General features: G+C 50.4%; 12 protein-coding genes. 4 read left to right on the forward strand and 8 right to left on the reverse strand.

Translation table 11 applies throughout. The annotated features are described in order from the left end of the window. Nucleotides 1-265 precede the first annotated feature (265 nt). The 5 genes from ACN0YR_RS04200 to ACN0YR_RS04220 form a co-directional block, all read right to left on the reverse strand. Entirely contained in the window at nt 266-1,063 is a 798-nt protein-coding gene (locus tag ACN0YR_RS04200; protein WP_417847938.1) for a HEAT repeat domain-containing protein, read from the reverse strand. 102 nt (nt 1,064-1,165) lie between these two features. After that, nucleotides 1,166-2,098, reverse strand: coding sequence for an alpha/beta hydrolase (locus tag ACN0YR_RS04205; protein WP_417847939.1), 933 nt, complete (start codon nt 2,096-2,098; stop codon nt 1,166-1,168). A gap of 345 nt (nt 2,099-2,443) precedes the next feature. Continuing rightward, nucleotides 2,444-3,358 carry a hypothetical protein gene (locus ACN0YR_RS04210; protein WP_417847940.1) on the reverse strand — a complete coding sequence of 305 codons (915 nt, stop codon included), beginning with the start codon at nt 3,356-3,358 and terminating at the stop codon, nt 2,444-2,446. Nucleotides 3,359-3,361: 3 nt separating this feature from the next. After that, complete coding sequence (locus ACN0YR_RS04215) at nt 3,362-4,990, reverse strand: S41 family peptidase (RefSeq protein ID WP_417847941.1); 1,629 nt, start codon at nt 4,988-4,990, stop codon at nt 3,362-3,364. A gap of 1,037 nt (nt 4,991-6,027) precedes the next feature. Next, nucleotides 6,028-6,816, reverse strand: a complete 789-nt coding sequence (locus ACN0YR_RS04220; RefSeq protein ID WP_417847942.1) for an SDR family oxidoreductase — start codon at nt 6,814-6,816, stop codon at nt 6,028-6,030. Nucleotides 6,817-7,088: 272 nt separating this feature from the next. Here ACN0YR_RS04220 and ACN0YR_RS04225 point away from each other — a divergent pair, with 272 nt between their 5' ends. Continuing rightward, nucleotides 7,089-9,701 carry a tetratricopeptide repeat protein gene (locus tag ACN0YR_RS04225; RefSeq protein WP_417847943.1) on the forward strand — a complete coding sequence of 871 codons (2,613 nt, stop codon included), beginning with the start codon at nt 7,089-7,091 and terminating at the stop codon, nt 9,699-9,701. A 354-nt stretch (nt 9,702-10,055) separates the two neighbouring features. Continuing rightward, nucleotides 10,056-11,042 (forward strand): porphobilinogen synthase, encoded by a 987-nt coding sequence (gene hemB, locus ACN0YR_RS04230; protein ID WP_417847944.1) that lies wholly within the window; start codon nt 10,056-10,058, stop codon nt 11,040-11,042. A 166-nt stretch (nt 11,043-11,208) separates the two neighbouring features. Here the strand turns inward: hemB and ACN0YR_RS04235 are convergent, their stop codons facing one another. Beyond that, nucleotides 11,209-12,477: a PP2C family protein-serine/threonine phosphatase gene (locus tag ACN0YR_RS04235; RefSeq protein ID WP_417847945.1), complete on the reverse strand. Its 1,269-nt coding sequence runs from the start codon at nt 12,475-12,477 to the stop codon at nt 11,209-11,211. 544 nt (nt 12,478-13,021) lie between these two features. On the opposite strand from ACN0YR_RS04235, the gene ACN0YR_RS04240 reads away from it, so the two are divergent. Then, the gene (locus ACN0YR_RS04240; protein ID WP_417847946.1) at nt 13,022-14,008 is read left to right on the forward strand and encodes a hypothetical protein; all 987 of its coding nucleotides are present in this window, start codon (nt 13,022-13,024) and stop codon (nt 14,006-14,008) included. A gap of 299 nt (nt 14,009-14,307) precedes the next feature. Next, nucleotides 14,308-16,008, forward strand: a complete 1,701-nt coding sequence (locus ACN0YR_RS04245) for a GntP family permease (RefSeq protein ID WP_417847947.1) — start codon at nt 14,308-14,310, stop codon at nt 16,006-16,008. 12 nt (nt 16,009-16,020) lie between these two features. On the opposite strand, the gene ACN0YR_RS04250 is transcribed toward ACN0YR_RS04245, so the two are convergent. Next, nucleotides 16,021-17,184: a hypothetical protein gene (locus ACN0YR_RS04250; RefSeq protein ID WP_417847948.1), complete on the reverse strand. Its 1,164-nt coding sequence runs from the start codon at nt 17,182-17,184 to the stop codon at nt 16,021-16,023. Further along, entirely contained in the window at nt 17,181-18,083 is a 903-nt protein-coding gene (locus tag ACN0YR_RS04255; RefSeq protein ID WP_417847949.1) for a hypothetical protein, read from the reverse strand. The genes ACN0YR_RS04250 and ACN0YR_RS04255 overlap by 4 nt, the downstream gene beginning before the upstream one ends. Between the last annotated feature and the right edge of the window lie 70 nt (nt 18,084-18,153).

Genomic DNA, 18,153 nt, shown 5'->3' on the forward strand with positions numbered 1-18,153 from the left:
GACGGGTGGCTGGGGACAATCTGCGTTTTTTGATATTCGAACCCTGAAAGAGACGCAATCAGATTGCCCCCAGAGAGTTGGTGTCTCAATTTTCTGGGGGCAGATTGCTGGTGCTAATCCTTGTTAAATACTTCACCTTTCTCTAGCAATCTGTCCCCAGCCACCCGTTGTTATATCTTTATCAAAACTGTTCTAGTGACGGTAATGCAGCGACCTCGTCACTCCTTTCTCGTTCGTTTTGTGTTGGGAGCTTGAAGGATGGGACTCAATCGTCTGCGAAAGGATCGACTTCGGAATCTTCGGCTTCGAAGCTGAGGGCGAGCAGTGCTTCGTGGGCGGTTTTGCGGACGCCTTCGTCTTCGTCGTTGTCAGCTGCGTGCTTGAGGAGCTCGTGGATGTTCTCTGGTCGAAGCGATCCCAAAGCTTCCGAGGAAGCTGCTCGGACGCGATTCTTCTCATCGTTGTGAAGGCGGTCTGTGAGTGCCTCAACTGCGTCTGCTTTGCCTAAGTCTCCGAGGCTTTTGGCAGCCCACATTCGTTCTAGCCATTCTTCAGACTGTAACATTTCTAACAGCGGAGCAAGTGCGCGTTCGTTTTGGGATTGACCAAGCAACCTGGCTGCGGGAGAGCGAGTGAGTGGATCGGAATGAGCGAGCGTTTCGAGAAGGGCGTCGATGCCGGCTGTTCCGAGATGAGAAAGACGCTTCAGCAGCGAACGCTCAGCAACGTTTCGGACTTTGTTAATGTCGTCAGCCAGCATCTCGATGAGCCAGAGAATCGTGGATTCTGAACGATCTTCGCCCAGGCCAGCGGTCGCCAGTCGACGCAGAATCGGATCTTCGCTGCAGAGGAATTGCTTGAGTCGACTTCGACACTCCTCTGTTGAGCAACGTCCCAGCGTCATGGCTGCTTCTGCGCGAACAACTTCTGCACGTTGTGGATCAACGACAATCCTGACAACGTTCTCCATCAGGTCATCAGCGGCGTCAGCATCGATTTGCTTAAGACGGTTGCGTACGTCTTCGATCGAGCCTTCGAGGAGTTCATCTGGTGTAAAATTCATTTCAAATATTTCGAGCAAGCTGCTCTACCATTGATCCGTGAAAAGCGTATCGCATCGCATCGCATCGAGCACGGCATTTCACGAGACAGAGTTCAAACTTAGTTATATAGGGCGACTCAACCCGCCGCTTTGACGGAAGCTTTCAACATGAAAGTTCAGGATGTGGTCGCCAATCTTCTCGTACATTTTTTGTGAACTGTGAGGGATGTCAGGAACGATGACAAATTCGTGGTCGATCCCCAAACTCTTCATGTGCTTTGACCATTCTTGATTGGCCTCAAAATTGAAGTCTTCAGTTCCGACAGCGACCAGAATTCGCAGCTTCGGAGCGTTCTTCTTTTCTGTGTACTTTTTGGCGAGATCCCAAGTGTTATTCCAGGGAGGAGAGATCGTTAGATTATTGCTTTCGGCTCCTTCACTTTCGCTGATTCGCTTTTCATGCTGATGGCCACCACCCAAAGGAGCTGCTGAGCAGAACAGCTCTGGATACTTGAACATGTCGCGACCTGCTCCGCGTCCACCTTGAGAGAACCCTTCGATGGCTCGGCCTTTACGATCTGCAATTGTGCGGTAAGTCGCATCGATGTGATTAATGAGTTCCAGAAACGCCTGCTCTCCTTTGAACTCTGCGTGATCATAGTGGCTGAGCTTTCCGCCGTTGGGGAAGACGTAGATCATCGGCGGGATTTTTGCATCTTTCATCGCCGGCTCAATGTATTTCACCATTGAGATATTCTTGGTCTCGCTACCGGGACGACCTCCGTGGAGCCAGTACACAACCGGGTATCGCTGATCGTCATTTTTCTTCTGGCTGTAGCCCGGCGGAAGTAAAATGCAGTACCCGACCTCTGTGTCGTTCGCATCGCTGTGAAAAGTTGCGTGCTGAATTGCCTTCGAGGCATTCTTCGGCAGCTTGTTGACCCAGTTGAATGGCGCAGGTTTTTTGGGAGCCTTCTTGGTCTGCTGAGCAAAGGCAACTGACGCAAACAGCAAAACAAAAACGATTGCTGAAACAGTCTGGGTTCGACATCTCATAAGATTGGGCTCTGTGCTAAACGTTGACCTCATCACCTGAATGCACATTCTCCCCTTGCTGTTGAGCTGCACTCAAGGTCTTGAATTGTAACGACCCGAGTCGGACCAGTGGCCGCTTTGATTGAATGAATTGTAACGCGGACTCGACTGTCTGGAAATCACCACGGTAGAGGAGCAGGGCTGCTGCTCTGTGTCGCTTTAGATCAATCCAACGATTCAATCCAACGAGATGAGTCGCTGGGATTAGAGCATCTTTCGAATCGGTTTGCAGGTTCTGCCTCGTGGCGAACAGCATTTTTACTAGAGGAATGCGTACTTCACGGGCAAACGATAGAGCAAACTGCTCTAAACGCCGCCCCAGTCGAGTCGGTAGACGCCTTGGCTCTGGAAGCCGACGATCGCCCATTCGCCGAGTGGATCGCAAATCAGGTCGACGATTTCATCTTCCACGGTGGTGGCCCAAAGGAGTTCTCCATCGGCGTCGAGCCAGATCAGATTTCGTTCGACGGTCCCGGCGAGAAGTCGCTGAGGTTCATAACTCACCGCGATATGATTGACCGTCCCATCCAAGACATAAGATCCGATCGAGGCACCATCGCCGTCGTAGGCCTCAATGCCATGGCCGAAGCTGGCGAGGTAAACGAGATCACCGTCTCCAGTGATTTGAATTCCGCCGACGTTCGACCAGTTTTTCTCCTGCCAGATTTCTGCACCAGACAAGTTGTGGCAGCAAATGAGTCCATGCTCTGCAGCTCCGAAGACGAGCGGTTCGCTGGCGCAGAACTGTAGGAAGGAGAGAGGGCGTATCGTTTCGAACTGCGCGATACGTCGCTTTCGTTCATTGAAGAAGACGTTTCTCCCGTTCGACATGCTGACAGCGACATGATGACCAAATGGGGAGATGGCGATTCCCAATCCGATGTCGGGAAGATTGATGCTGTGGACCGTTTTGAGTTCCCGATCGAAGCGAACAATATTGTCTTCGCCTGCGATTGCAGCACCGTATCGACCGTCGTCACTCCAGGCGAGGGCGAAGATTGAATCGTGGACACGATTCAACGTGGCGATTTTTCCGAGGCGGTCGATGCGCGTGATCGTGTTTGATTCGTCAGTGATAAAAAGATCACCGCTTTCGCGTGCATACGCCAAAGCGGTGAGGGCTCCATCGGTCCCGACGGACCATTTTACTTGTGGCCCCAACCCTTTGCCTTTTAACCATTTCGGATTCGGGGCAGAGGCTGAGTCGCCAGAGTCATTCATTATTTAACGCTTCGTGTATTCCTGTGACGTGAAGAATTGCAGGGCTGCTTGCAAATCCGGGTCGTTCACCAAGTCCACATCACCCAAAGGGCGATCCGTTGGCCCCACTTCAACGAGGATGTCTGGTTTGAGCCCTACTTTACCCCATGTGTCACCATTCGGCGAGTAGAACTTGGCAGTCGTCAGACGAATACTTGTTCCAAAGCGGGCACGGAAGATTGTTTGGACACTCCACTTTCCAAAGGATGTCCGGCCAACAATCTTTCCCCGATGATGATCACGAATGGTCCCCGCGATGATCTCACTGGCACTGGCACTGTTTTCATCGATCAAGAGCAACAAAGGCATATCCCAGGTTCCGGGAGCATGTGCTCGGAAAGCGGAAGATTGATTTGCAGCTCGTCCTCGAGTCGAAACGATGACCCCCTCGGAAATGAATCGGTCTGCGACTTCGACAGCGACATTCAGCAGCCCACCTGGATTCTCACGCAAGTCCCAGATCAGCATCTTCATGCCTTGAGCACTCAACTTGCGAAGGGCTTCGTCCATTTCTTGAGTTGTGTTCTGTTGGAATCCCGTCATCTGGATGTAACCGATTCCATTTTGCGAATCGATAATTTTCGCAACGGAGACGCTTTTGATATTCACTTCTCGTCGGACGCATCGCACCGAAAACGGCGCCGCGTTCTCTCGTTGAATCTGTAATTGCACCTGGCTTCCGGATGTCCCCGACAATAGTGAAGCTGCTTCTTCAGTGGACATGTAGCGACAATCTTCACCATCGACAGCCGTGATGACGTCACCACGTTTCAACCCGGCTTCAAAGGCTGGGCTGTCCGGGAGAACTTGACCGAGGTTCATACCGGCTCCAAGGTCTGCTTCCATGACTATGCCGATGCCGACAAACTTTCCTTCGATATTTCCGGTGAGGTCTTTGTCTTTTGTCGGTGTCAGGACGCTGCTGTAATCATCCAGACAATTGCAGGCCCCGAAAACGTATTCCATGATCACAGGTCCGCAATCAAGTCCGACTTCCGACTTACAGAGCTCGCAAACTTCGGTGACAACTTCCTGGGCAGAAAAGCGATGTGGAACACGTTTGTTCCAGTAGCCTTCATAGAGTTTCCGTCTTAAGTGTTCCACCTGTTCTGAGGAGACTCCGGTGAGATTTTCCTCGACAAATTTTTCATTCCCCAACGCGAGCCAGAGGCTTTCAGTTCCGTGGGCCACAATCGTACTGACACTAATCGGCTCGACATAGTATCCCTGAAGATTGACGATGACGTCGTCATACAGGCTCAGTGCCGCATCGAGCGACATCGGCTTGAGTGACATTTTGAAACTATCGTCGAGATAGCGCCGATCGATGGAGTAGTGGAATTGTGAGCGACGCAGGCCCAGCTTGAGAGCTTCATCGTCTTTCCACTTTTTGAGTGCTGCGCGATAAACGCGAATGGCTTCCCGCCAATTCCGATCCTGCTCCAGACTCATTCCGTCCTGCAATGCAGTTTGCTGGTCGACAACTGTGACGTCGACAGCAATGGCAGAGGAACAAAACGAAAGTAGTAACGCAATGAACGTGAAGAGACGAACTTGAGATGCAAATCGGCGTTGAACGATGGTGAGTCCCATCGTGTCCCCCTTTGTTTTCGTGACCTCGACTTTCGCTGAGAATCACTCGACTGACTTTAATTGCATCCGTGCGCAAATGAGGCCAGCACATTCCGACCTCAGAACCGTTACTTCAACCTAGTTCACAATGCACTTTCAAGCAAAAAGGTTCAAGCCTCGAACTTGAATCAATCCGTCGAGAATTGTTGAGAAATCGAAACTACATCAGTTCATACTGATATGGGGGAGATTACAACTCATCCCAGTCAGGTAAACAAGCGAAACTGTACAAGCAGTTCGATCGGTAGAAGGCTAAAAACAACCCTCCACAATCCATCTTAATCAGCAGCACCATCGCGACAACCCTCAAATTCTCACGGTCTGAGTATCGATTGCATCAGAGAATCCGAAGCTCTCGAAGAACGTGATTTGCCGAGTCAGAAGGTATTTCTGATTGATACCGATGCTGCGGTTCTGTGGAACAAGTTCATTATTTTTGTTTATGGGTGTCGCAAACCGGAAATACATCAACAAACACCTTCGTGTCTTCATCAACTCGAAGAGGTGACAATCGGCGTTCCAAAGACTCCTCAGAATGATTGAAACGTCGAGGATGTTTCATCAAGGACTTCAGTGTCCCATTGGTGCAAATTGCTCGACCGTGTGCCCGTGAAGAATGCGTTTCGTCAATAAAGATTGCTGCTCACCACGAGGCAGAACGTAAAGACCAATATTGGATTTGTCCCAGCTGAGTGACGAAGCAGAAAGCGTGTCTCAATGGTGACCGGGGATGGCCCTCAAGGTATTTCGATGAAATCCGAGAGCATTCACCGCAAGAGATTCGCTGGGCTCGACGAGATACACAAGCTGTTTGCTATTTAACTGTCGGAATTCAGAGGCCGACAGTGGCGTGGGACACAGTGCGATCCCGCATGCTTCCAGTGTCCAATGGCAGAGTGCTGCTTCGGAAAGAGTCTCTGAGATTCTGGATGTCTTCTCAAAAGCAATGACCATGCTGGAAAGTGATTTCCAGCATGGCCGCGAATGGTCGTATCAGATCAGATCGTCATCGCGTTGAATCCACCATCTACGACGATGTTTGAGCCGGTCAGGAATCCACCGGCTTGATTTGAAGCCATCAGCAAAATCGCTCCTTCAAGCTCTTTGGGCTCTCCAAATCGATTCATTGGTGTATGCCGCATGATGCTTTCAATGCGGTCCGGTGTCAGAACTTTTCGATTCTGCTCAGCTGGGAAGAATCCGGGGGAGATGGCATTCACACGGATATTGTGCGGAGCGAACTCTCGGGCCAGATTTTCGGTGAGGTTCAGCACAGCCGCTTTACTTGCTGAATAAGTGAATACGCGTGAGAGTGGCTTAATCGAAGTCAGGGAAGCGACGTTGATGATGGAGCCATGAGTCCCTGCATCCATCATGTATTTCCCAAGAACCTGGCACGCAGAGCGTAGCCCGGTCAGGTTCACTTTGAAAATCCGGTCCCATTCTTCATCTGTGATCTCCATGAACGGAGTTGCAGAATTCGTGCCAGCTCCGTTGACGAGAATATCGCATTGGCGATTCTGTGACTTCAATTCTTCGACAAGCTTTTCGAGATCCGCCCGATCTGTTGCGTCTGCCTGAAAAAACGTTGCCCGGTCGGACCAGCGATCGACAACTTCTTGCCCTGCTTCAGCATTCCGCCCAACGACAAAAATATGTGCCCCAGCTCCAGCGAGTGCATCGCAAATCGCTCCTCCCAGAACGCCCGTTCCGCCAACAATGACAGCGGTTTTTCCCTCCAGGCCAAACATTTGGGTCAGGTATTCAGTCGGGGACTTTGAACTCATTGATGATCTCTTGATTCGAAAAACAATATGGTAACAAGGCGAAAGATAGACGCAGCCTAGCGAATCGACTCAGATTTCGCAGTCTTCTACACAAAAACGAAATCATTTTCCGGAAACGATTGGATCGATTGCGTCTCATTCTCAAATTCGCGACGATGGGGCAAATATCTCACTGATGCAAGGCAACTTTCCTCCTGTTTGCACCTCAGAACGATCGCGAATCGGTCAGGCTGTTGCAAACGAGAGGCGTAATTTAGCACACCGCAGGCGAAATGATGTCCGACGAACTCGATCAAATCGAACAGCAACTTGAAGAACTCGACAAAAAATCTGAGGAGTGTTTTCAAAAGTGCCAAATCCGCTCCGCGGTTCGCATCGCGAAAGAGGCGACACGCCTGTCGAAAACCCACGGACTCGCAGTACATTATATGCGGGGCTTATTTGACCAAATGCGGTTTGGGCATGGGCTCCTCGACCCTCAGGCAACCCGGGAAGCCTCGGTCGAGTTGGTCTTACTACTCGAAAACGAAGAACAGGCACGCCGCATCCAGCCGAATCTCGATGAAGGTCACTATCATTGGCTCTGCTCCTGGATGTCGACCTGTGCTTACGACAACCTCGCTGAGGCAACGGGGATGATGTCGGGATTCAACTCTGAGGGGATGCACGAGTGCATCAATGAAGGGCTTCAGGTTTGTCGGCAAACCGGGAAAATGGAATGTGTGAAATGCTTCCGCGAGTACGCTGCGGACGTCTATTTCGCTGCCGATGACCTTGAAATGGTCCGGCATCAGTGTGAGTCCCTGCTCGAGTACCGGAAAGATGGCTCCGACAATAAGGATCGCCGTTGGTCCGGTCATCAGAAGTTAGGAAAGCTGTTCATCTTGGAAGGCCGGCTTGAGTTGGCGATTCAAGAGTTGAACAAAGCATTTGAGATGTCTGTCGCTGAAGATGTCTACTTGAAAACTCGTTCAAAACTCCTGGTGGCAGCGACTCTCGACGAGGCTTTAATGCTGGCAGGCAAGCCGCGATTTGATTGGAGCAGCGTCGAAAGCGAGTTACCCGAAGAAGGAGAATGGTTGTTTATCGAGCTGCGTCGCTCAATGTGCGACGCACTGGAAAATGTTCTCTCTGGTGACTTTGAAAAAGCAATTGAAACGCTCACTGAATGGGATCGCCGGCTCACTGAGCAGAATTGTCATAAAGACTGGTTTGAAGTCCGCTTACGCCTCATTGCTGCCTACTTGTTGAGCAATAATCAAAAGCGAGCTGAAGCACTCACCAAAGGTCTAGAAGCCAGTGCCAGCGAAGCACAAGATTTTCTGACACTCAGACGCCTTGAACAACTGTTTAATGCCGAAACTGCGACCTCACCGGTCGCGGCGCTCCAGGAGAGTGGTGTGCCGACTGTCGAATCTTCCAGCCAAGCCGGGGAGGAATCAACTTCAGGCAACGCAGAAAGTGGCGATGATTCGGACGATGCTGAAGCTGAAACACCACTGGGGAACACCCTCGCAGGAATCATGCAACGGCTAATGCTCGCCCCCGAGGATGAGACTGTCCGCGAACAGGTTCTTGAAGAGTTTCTCAGCTACACGCCAAGTCGGATTGAAGATCCCCGCGATGGAGCCTATCTCGTTCACTTGAGCCAATTCGTTGTTCAAGGGACCGAAGACGCAACCAGAATCTGGCCTTGGGCACTACAAATTCTTGAAGCCTTTTTTGACGACCCCGTCACAGTGAGCGTTGTCGCAGCGCTTGGAAACTATTTCCGACAGGCTGATCCCGGCGCATTCGAGTCGATTACCGTTGAGCAATTAGAGGCCTGGTTCAAACGATCGACATCTCCCAAAGTGACACACGCCAAAAACTTCTCGCGAGCAGGGGATTTCTATCTTGATGAGGGAAATCAGGGAGAAGCTGAACGCTGCTATTCTCGCGGATTTCGTTTGAAGCGAACCGAACCGTCCGTAGTTCTTCCACTGGCGGATGTATATCGGCAGTCGGACCGACCACGTGATGCCCTGGCTGTGCTCGACTTGAGTTTGCGAGAAGGAGCTGATGATCAATCCATCGCCTGGGAAGCTGCTATGACGGCGTTGCAGATTGAACAGTTTGATTCGGTGCTGACTTACATGGATAAATTCTTCGCCTTGGGAGAACCTCAAACCTGGGCACACTACTATCGTGGTGTCGCCCTGATGCAACTCGGTCGACACGAAGAAAGTCTGCTGGCAATTGCAGCGGAAAATGAATTCGAACCACCGGGAACATTCCATCTCTCCGCCATCAAACTTTGTAATATGATCGCACTAGGGCAAGATCAGGAACAAATCGATTCCATCTTCACTGAAGTGCTTGATGAGCAACTCAGTGAAATCGACTACCTTTCATTAAATGGACTCGTTCGGCTCTTCGGTCATATTTGGGAACACTCAAAACACTTACCTGCGAATCACCTGTTGCGGACAAAGCTCGAGCATCAACTGCTGGTTGCCGGATTCTTGCCGGACACCTATTTCGATGGATTACGAGATCAAATCGAAGAGACAAAAACTGTCAACTTCTTCAATGTCCAGATTCGCCAGCCTCTCAATGAAGCCTGGAAAGATTCCCGGGGATGTCTGTACGGACAGGATGATTGGACCGAATACCAGAGAGAATGGGGAGTTCTTGCGGAGTCCGAAGAGGCTGCGACGAATTTCGTTCTTGCATTCCAGTCTCGCTGTGAAGAATTGCCAGCAGAAATCGTCGAAATCCACACCGACGAAGTCGACTACATCGACCGGCCAGGTGTTGTTTGGCAGGGAATGCATTGGACAACTGATGACTTGGTAGACAATGAGTCTGAAGACGAATCCGATGATGAATTGTTTGGAGCTTAGGTCGCTTAAAAGACCGAAGGTGTGCTCTAGCAATTGAACCTGGAGTTTGACGGTGTCGCATGTGTTTCATCAGTAAAATGACAGTATGATATGAGACTGAATGCGAACAGCGATTTGAGAAAACTAGAGCATCTTTCGAATTGGTTTGCAGGTTCTGCCTCGTGGCGAACTGTATTTTTACTAGAGAAATGCGTTCTTCACGGGCAAACGATAGAGCAAACTGCTCTATCGCTGCTGACTTCAAGAGATTCCGCATCCAGAGCTCTTCATTGACTTGAAGTGCAAGAACGTTCGACTTGGGATCTCTTTCCAGAAGATTGATTCATTCGCTCAACTGAGAGAAGGCAAACTATCATGTTCCCGACAGTTCGTCCGCGGAGGCTTCGCCGTCATTCGAAATTAAGAGACCTCGTTCGTGAGACGACTCTCACCCCGAATGACTTGATCCTCCCGTTGTTCATCCGACATGGTGAAGGCGAAGAAATTCCGATCACGTCGATGCCCGGGCATCGACAGCTCACTGTCGATAAACTCCCGCAGGAAATCAAAGAGATTGAAAGCCTGGGAATTCCCGGCGTCATTCTGTTCGGAATTCCTGAACATAAAGATGCTGTCGGATCAGATGCCTATTCCGACGAGGGGATCATTCAACAGGCCGTCCGAGTGATCAAGGCGAGTGGGTCAGATTTACTCGTCATCACCGATGTCTGTTTTTGCGAATTTACAGACCACGGACACTGCGGCATTATCAATGACAAAACCGGGGTTATGGATGTCGATAACGATGCCACTCTGGAGATTCTGCAAAAGGAAGCTCTCAGCCACGCTCAGGCAGGGGCTGATCTGATCGCTCCCAGTGGAATGATGGACGGCATGATCGCAGCCCTGCGAGAGGTGCTCGACGAGAACGAGTTCTCACATCTTCCAATTATGAGTTATGCAGCCAAGTACAGTTCCGGTTTCTATGGACCGTTTCGCGATGCTGCTGAAAGTACACCGCAGTTCGGTGACCGGGCGACTTACCAAATGGACCCGGCAAACGGGAACGAAGCGTTACGCGAAGTCGATTTGGATGTCCTCGAAGGTGCGGACATCTTAATGGTCAAACCGGCGCTGAGTTATCTGGATATTATCCATCGGGTCAAAGAAGTTCATCCGGAGTTGCCACTGGCAGCCTATAACGTCAGTGGTGAATACTCGATGGTGAAAGCGGCGGCAGCGAACGGTTGGATCGACGAACAACGGGTCGCACTGGAAATGCTCACCAGCATGAAGCGAGCCGGTGCCGATATGATTCTGACCTACTTCTCGAAAGATGCCGCACGTTGGTTAAGCGATTAAGATTTTTCTCGCATGTAGAGATCACTTTCGTAACCCCATAGAATTACTCACCTTGAGTCAGAGGCTTGAGCATCTTTCGAACTGGTGTGCAGGTTCTGCCTCGTGGCGAACAGCAATTTCATTGATGAAACGCGTTCTTCAAGGGCACACGGAGGAGCAAACTGCTCTAATTCCCGCTGCGGATCGGATGTTCGTCCATGATTTCCCCGATTGCGTTCGCAAAATTTCGGACGCCTCTCGAGTACCGTTTCTCCTGAACAGCTCGGCCGGCTCCTTCGAGAGCGTTTTTGTGCTCCTTCCAGTTGACGGACCAGCCATCTTCTTGAGCCGCGCGACGCAGATCGATTTCGATGGCGGAGAGAAGTTCGCATAAGTTTTTCGAATCGAGGCAGACTGCCGTTCGATGTGGTCTCAAAAATTTGGTGAGTTGAGAATCATCCGCTGTCGAAGCCAGAAGTTCACGCTGTTTGCGATAGGCCCCAATCGCTAAGGCCAAAAAACCGATGACCGCAATGACAGTGGTGATCGCGCCTTTGGTTGGATGGTTAAACAACAGCATCCACAAGCCTGATACGAGTGCTAGCGCGGCAACAGAAAATCCAATGAACCAAGACCAGTCCAGGTTGATTGTATCATCGATCTCTTCTTCTACATAAACCGGTTGTACGTTTGCGGGGAGATCACCAACACGCGCGACGATGACAGTTGAATTGTCGGGCCCACCACGGACGTTCGCAAGATGAATAAGCAACTTGGCAGCCCGACTTGGAGAAAGCTCGCGAGCAATCGCACCGATCTCTTCATCCGTGACTTGATTCGAAAGCCCATCAGTGCAGAGAACAAATGTGTCACCCGGGATCACGGGATAAGGACCTTCGATGTCGACTTCGACATTCGCTTCTGGACCGAGTGACCGTGTAATAATGTTGCGGTGTTTACTCATGTCCACCACACCGATGAGCGATTGATTTCGCCGTTCCAGTTCCCATTCCAGACTGTGGTCGAACGTTAACTGGTCGATGCGGTCTCTTCGAACCCGGTAGGCGCGGCTGTCTCCGACGTGTGCGATCATTGCTCCCCGAGGACACAAGGTTAACGAAGTACAAGTCGTCCCCATGTGGAGAAAGTCTTCGTTTGTGCTGCCACGCTGATAGATCGCCTCGTTGGCAGTGGTGACAGCTTCCTGAAGAGTGCTGCGAACGTCTTTTTCAGTTGTTTTGAAGAACGCGTGAGGCAGAGTCTCAATAGCGATTCGACTTGCGAGTTCCCCAACCGCGTGGCCTCCCATTCCATCTGCCACGACGAATAAATGCCCACGTTTTCGCCACTGCTCTTCGTCCTGGCATAGCTGAAAGCACGCTGAATCCTCATTGTTCTTGCGACGCAAGCCAATATGGGTTTCAACAGCGACTTGAACTTTCTGCTCCCAAAACACTCAGGGAAGCCTTTCAATTTGACGCAAGACGATCCAAGTCGGTGGACTCTCTTTGCATGTTTCTGGACGTTTTTTTAATTTCTGCATCGATTCTGGAAACTTTTAGTGACACGTTGTCCTCTACTCATCAATAAATAATGACAAAGACCGAAGGGGAATGAAATCGCCTCCAGTTGGTTCATTATTGCTGAGTCAATTCAGCCCATTTTGGCGAGTAGGCCAACGAGCCTGCGGAAAACTCCGAGGCACAATCTATTCAAATTCTACAAAACAGAAGCCCCGGACGCGTCTGTCAGGCCCTGCAATCTGCTCATAAGAACCTGAAATTGAGGCAAGTTTCGCCGCAGACACTATAAACAACCTCAGAACGATTTCCCATTGCCGAATAAAGATATGACTGTCAGGATCTTGTAAAATCGTGAATTGGCCTATTTACTGTCCGACAAAAAAGTCGTAGGCTATAGGAAGTTCCTGAAATAGAAGTTAACATCTTACAACTGAACGCGAACTGAACTCGTGAGACTGAAGCCTAGGGGAGACCAGAATGGGCAATTTCATAAAGAGCTTAACTTCTTTTCCAATGGGACAGCGATCAGCTTCGACCGCTTGCAAATTCCAGGCTGTCTTCAGCTTATTAGCTGTGATCAGTTTTCTGTCTCTATCCAGCTTGGCTCATGCGCAGTTTGTTGACGCAAAACCGGCTGCGACGGACTCGGTTACGCCTGGGGCCAAAGAGTTGCCCACGTTAAAGTTTGAGCCATCAGTCCGCGTGATTCTCAAGTCCAAGCTGGGTGTGGTCGTACGAGGACAAATGCTCTCGATGACCTCTAACGCCGCCTTGGTTGTCCCCGATCGATCTCGATTTCGAAATCCTGGGGGGATCGAATATCTATTCGAAAAACTGGAGTCGTTGAATCTTCCTGACGCCAACTTGAAATGGGGACAAGGGGAAGTCGCTGACGAATTCATGATCAAGATTTCGAAATCTGAAGACGTCACAGTTGCAAACTTAACCCAATTTAATCTCGCCCTCGAGGAGAATACTCCGAAATCTCCGATGCCGGAATCAGAGCCTGCGGGTGATGAAAAAATTATGGTGATGCAACCGGCAAAGCCGAGCAACGCTGGCGAGCCGACAGTGACGATCATTTGCGGAAGCTGCATGAAGGAAGTTTCACTGACAAGCAAGTCCGGCCAGGAATGTCCTCACTGTGGAGTCTTGTGGGACAATTCTCCTGTCAATAAATCTGACTTCATGCCAGTCGACGAGACTGGGATCGCAATGACCGATGCCACAAATTCCAATGATGCTGTTCATGGAAATGGTGCCGCCGTGCAGAATTTGCGTCAGCCCGCGATCAATCGGCCACCGGTTGCTCAAGCTGGACAACCAGTCGCTGTCCCTCCGCCAATTCAGTCGCAAACGCAACCCGTTGAACTGACACTGGAAACACTCCCATTGTGGATGAAAGTCTCAATCTTCTTCGTCTGCTTTGGAATTATGTACTACGCATTCTTTCACGTCCGTTAGAAACGCCTGTTCCGAGCAGATCCTTGTCAGGAACGCTTGAGAAACTGTGAAGATTGCTGTTCCCAGCGATCAGGGTTAAGGGCAAGTATCAACAGCTCTTGTGAACCAAAGGGAAGAAACATCCGAGTCAGGGTGAGACTTCCGAGAGTTCATCGTGCGTACGTACGGAGGAATCATCTCCTCTGCCGAGAATGATCTCTCGTTCATCTCAGTGTGACTCTCTCGTTTTACAATATACCGTGACTCGCTACGATGGCCTCTTTATCAACAAGCATTGATATCACAAAGAGCGGCATCGTATGGATTCGACTTGGGGATTGGTCTTCATCCTGCTTGCAGGAATCGTAGTTGTTGTTGGATCGATATTGGCGATGCGGCTGCACGCCTTCTTAGCGTTAATTTCCGCCGCATTCATTGTCGCGTTGCTAACGCCATCAACTGCACTTCAGCGATATCATGTCACGAGCGCTTCATTCCCTGTTGACGTTCAGGCCGATTCTCAAACTGTGACTCTCCATGCCGGTGAGAAGCAGGGAGTCTCGCCGGACATGCAATATCTTCTAATTTCCAGAGAGTCCGATTCAAAATCCTTCCAGCAAGTGGGACAGCTTCGAATAACGAAGTGGATCGATGGAGACTCCCCCGGTGAACAATGGGCACAAGCGGAGATTGTCTCAATAGACGGACAAGTCGCTTTAGATCCCACTCTGGCGACATACCGGGCAATTCATTCGCTGGAAATGAAATCGGCCTTAAAAGCTTCCCGTGCGACGATCGGAGCGCGAGTTTCCGGCGGGTTTGGAGGAACTTGCGTTAAGATCGGAATCTTGATTGCCATGGCTGCGATCATCGGAAAATGCCTGCTTGATAGTGGAGCTGCCGACCGGATTGTGCGAACAACACTCAGCTGGTTCGGCGAAAGAGCTGCTCCGGCCGCCTTTATGGTCAGCGGATTCTTCCTCGGCATTCCTGTTTTTTTCGACACCGTTTTCTATCTGATGATTCCGTTAGGGAAAGCGATGCGACTCCGAACTGGGGGGAATTACATCCTTTACGTACTGACAATCGTGTGCGGAGCGACCATGGCTCATTCGCTCGTCCCGCCAACTCCGGGGCCGCTTCTGGTCGCTGAAGAACTCGGTGTCGACCTGGGAGTCATGATTCTTGGAGGAGCAATTGTTGGTCTGTTCGCAGCTGGGTTTGGCTATCTTTATGCAACATTATTGAATCGCAGAGTGGAACTCCCGTTGCGAGAGTCAGTAGATTTTTCTCTTGCTGATCTGGAAGAATCGATGCAAATCGATGAGAGCGAACTCCCATCATTCGGGATCGCGTGCTTGCCGATTGTGCTGCCAGTTGTGTTGATTTCGTTGCAAACCATTGTGAGCTACTCCGGTTTTCCGATCGACTTGAGTCCGGGCGTCAAGAGAACGATTGCGACGCTGGGTGATAAGAACGTCGCCCTGATCCTTTCAGCCATAGTTGCGATGGCAACTTTGATTCGGCAGAAGAAACGCTCATTCGCTGAACTGTCGACCTCTGTTCAGTCTGCATTGGCGAGCGGGGGCGTTATTATTCTCATCACAGCTGCGGGGGGAGCATTTGGGCAGGTGCTGCGTCAAACTGGAGTCGCCGAGCTGATCCAGAATCTCCCGGAAGCGTCCCCACAAATCATTTGCATTCTCGCATTTCTGATCACCACTGCAATCCGAACCGCACAAGGTTCCGCATCAGTCGCCATGATTACCGCAGCCGGAATTCTTTCCGGGATTGCGAGAGACGGGAACTTGCCGTTTGAAACATTTTATCTTGCAGCAGCGATTGGCTGTGGATCGAAGCCTATCTCCTGGATGAACGACAGCGGATTTTGGGTTATTACCAAAATGAGCGGGATGACCGAAGCCGAGGGTTTGAAATACATCACGCCGATGACAGCCTGTATGGGACTGGTCGGTTTGGTCATCGTATTAATCGGTGTTACAGTCTATCCCGTCTTTTGATGACGGATGGTCTCACAGATTCTTGAGTCGGTCCATGTGATACGCCAATCGCTCTTCGCTCGTCATCTTCGCGAAGTCGATCGGGTTTGATGTAGCTTGCGAACTACTTGACTGGTTCGAAGAGCCGCTCGGAGTCGGCGTGTCGCCACCGTAACTCATCACACCCGCAGTTTCCTGCATGTCTTGATCGAGCGGTCGGTGTGGACGGATCGAAAGTTTCTCTAAAACCGAATGATATGCCCGTACAGCCTCTTCCGGTGAAATGACCCCATCCACGATGTGTCTTAAGAATTCGATGAATGCGAGTTGGTTCTCGGCGTTGTTGATTTTGCGACCATATAGCGCCACGCGAGCACCGTGCTTGTGAGCATCGTGAATCATTTGAAATGCATCACGCGTTGTCCCCGATGATCCACCGAGAATTCCGACAATTAAATGCGGATCATAGGCAACAAGTTCTTCGAGAGCTTCTGGGCCGGGGTAGGGGATTTTCAAAAAGATCGGACGCCCTGCAGTTGCAACCCCAGCGAGCGTTCGTGCAATGACATCATTAATAAAGTACGGAACGGTTTCAGCTGTGACAGCATCCTGGATGTTCGGGTGAAAAACTTCAAGAAAATGTCGAAAGCCTTTTCGCTCAGCTTCTGCACGAAACTCGTTGTAAGCATTCAAGGTTGTCAGATCGATTGTGCGGTCATTATTGAACGTCACCGAGTACAATCCTAGATCGGCTCCTGCCGCCCGCTCGCCCGGTTCACAATCGAGATGCCCGCATTGAGCGTGGTCAAGCTGGGCTGTTCGAAATGGATAAGCTGGCTCAGAAGGGATATTACTCCCTCGAAAAGCGAAGATGTCCGAGGCGTCGTTCGCGCGAATTGCGGGTGTAATATGTGAATTCTCGAAGAGGCGTTCTTCAAGGCACAGCTTTTCGCTGGTGCTGGCAGACATCAATACAATGTCAACAACACCTTGCCGAATCACTTGGCGAATTTGCTCGCGATATTCGGCGAGAGTTTTGAATCGGCATTCGCCTTCATTACTCCCGCAGATTTCTCCAGGAGCGGCCATCCCGAAGGCCATGTCGGCATCTTTGGCATCAGCGATAATGAATTCTTTACAGCCAGTTGGATCTCGATGGATCGCGGCCAGTTTTTGATCGAGTGATTTTACAGTCATGCTGAAGTATCCAGAGTGTTGATCTGCTGATTCAGTCGTTCGTCAATCCAGATCGGATCAACGAAACGTCGCAATAACCAATATAGTGTATGGCGTAAACGTTCTTCTGTATGTTCTCGTTTATCAGACGGGGCCTCATCTTCCCAGACGAATCCTTCTGTTCCGAGTCGAACGCACCATTTCTCTTTGACAGCAGTTTGGTTGATGCGGTCTTGAATTCGAATCGACCAAACTATTCCAAAGGCGTCACGGAAATCAAACCACACCTTATCGAATCTTGATTCATCAAGAGAAGGCCGAATTGACTGTCGAAATCCATGCAGCACTGCAAACCCGCAAAAGAGGGATGCAAAACCCCGAAGTCGCGTAACTGAGTCGTGATCTCCCAAATAGGAATTGGACATCGGCCACAATGAGAGTATCACAGCGACCCCAATAAAGAACGCGCTCAGTCCGTACCTCGACCCCATGTAGTTTCCAATTCCCATCACTAAGACGAGTACGAATCCAATATAGACCGGAGCCTGGATCTTTAAGGCGACCAGATCCGGGTAACGAACAAGGACCGTCACGGCTGGCCAACCCAGTACCGCGATAAGCGGTAAGATAATGAACCAGTTCCAAACTCGTGAAGTCGGTCTCTTGGCGCCCAGTACCGAGATCAACGGACAACAGGCCAGTATTGCCGACCAGTACCATGCCTGGTCTTGCCAGGCTGCATCGACGTGAAGTCTGCTCAGTGAAGAAGTGGTCGCGATGATCCAGAATAAGATTGCAAAAATCCCCCAAAGAAATGCCGGAGAGAGAACTGCAATCGAGTTTGATCTGAACGAAGTGTAGGAAACACCAATCGCACCGCATAATAATAGCAGTGAAACGAAAACAATGAGGTCATTCAACGTGAAACCGTCCCCTGGTTTTATTGTTCTTAAAGACGCGTAAACACATGCAGAATAATGGATTAGAAAC

This window comes from Thalassoglobus sp. (assembly GCF_048270125.1).
In the GTDB taxonomy this organism is placed as follows: domain Bacteria; phylum Planctomycetota; class Planctomycetia; order Planctomycetales; family Planctomycetaceae; genus Thalassoglobus.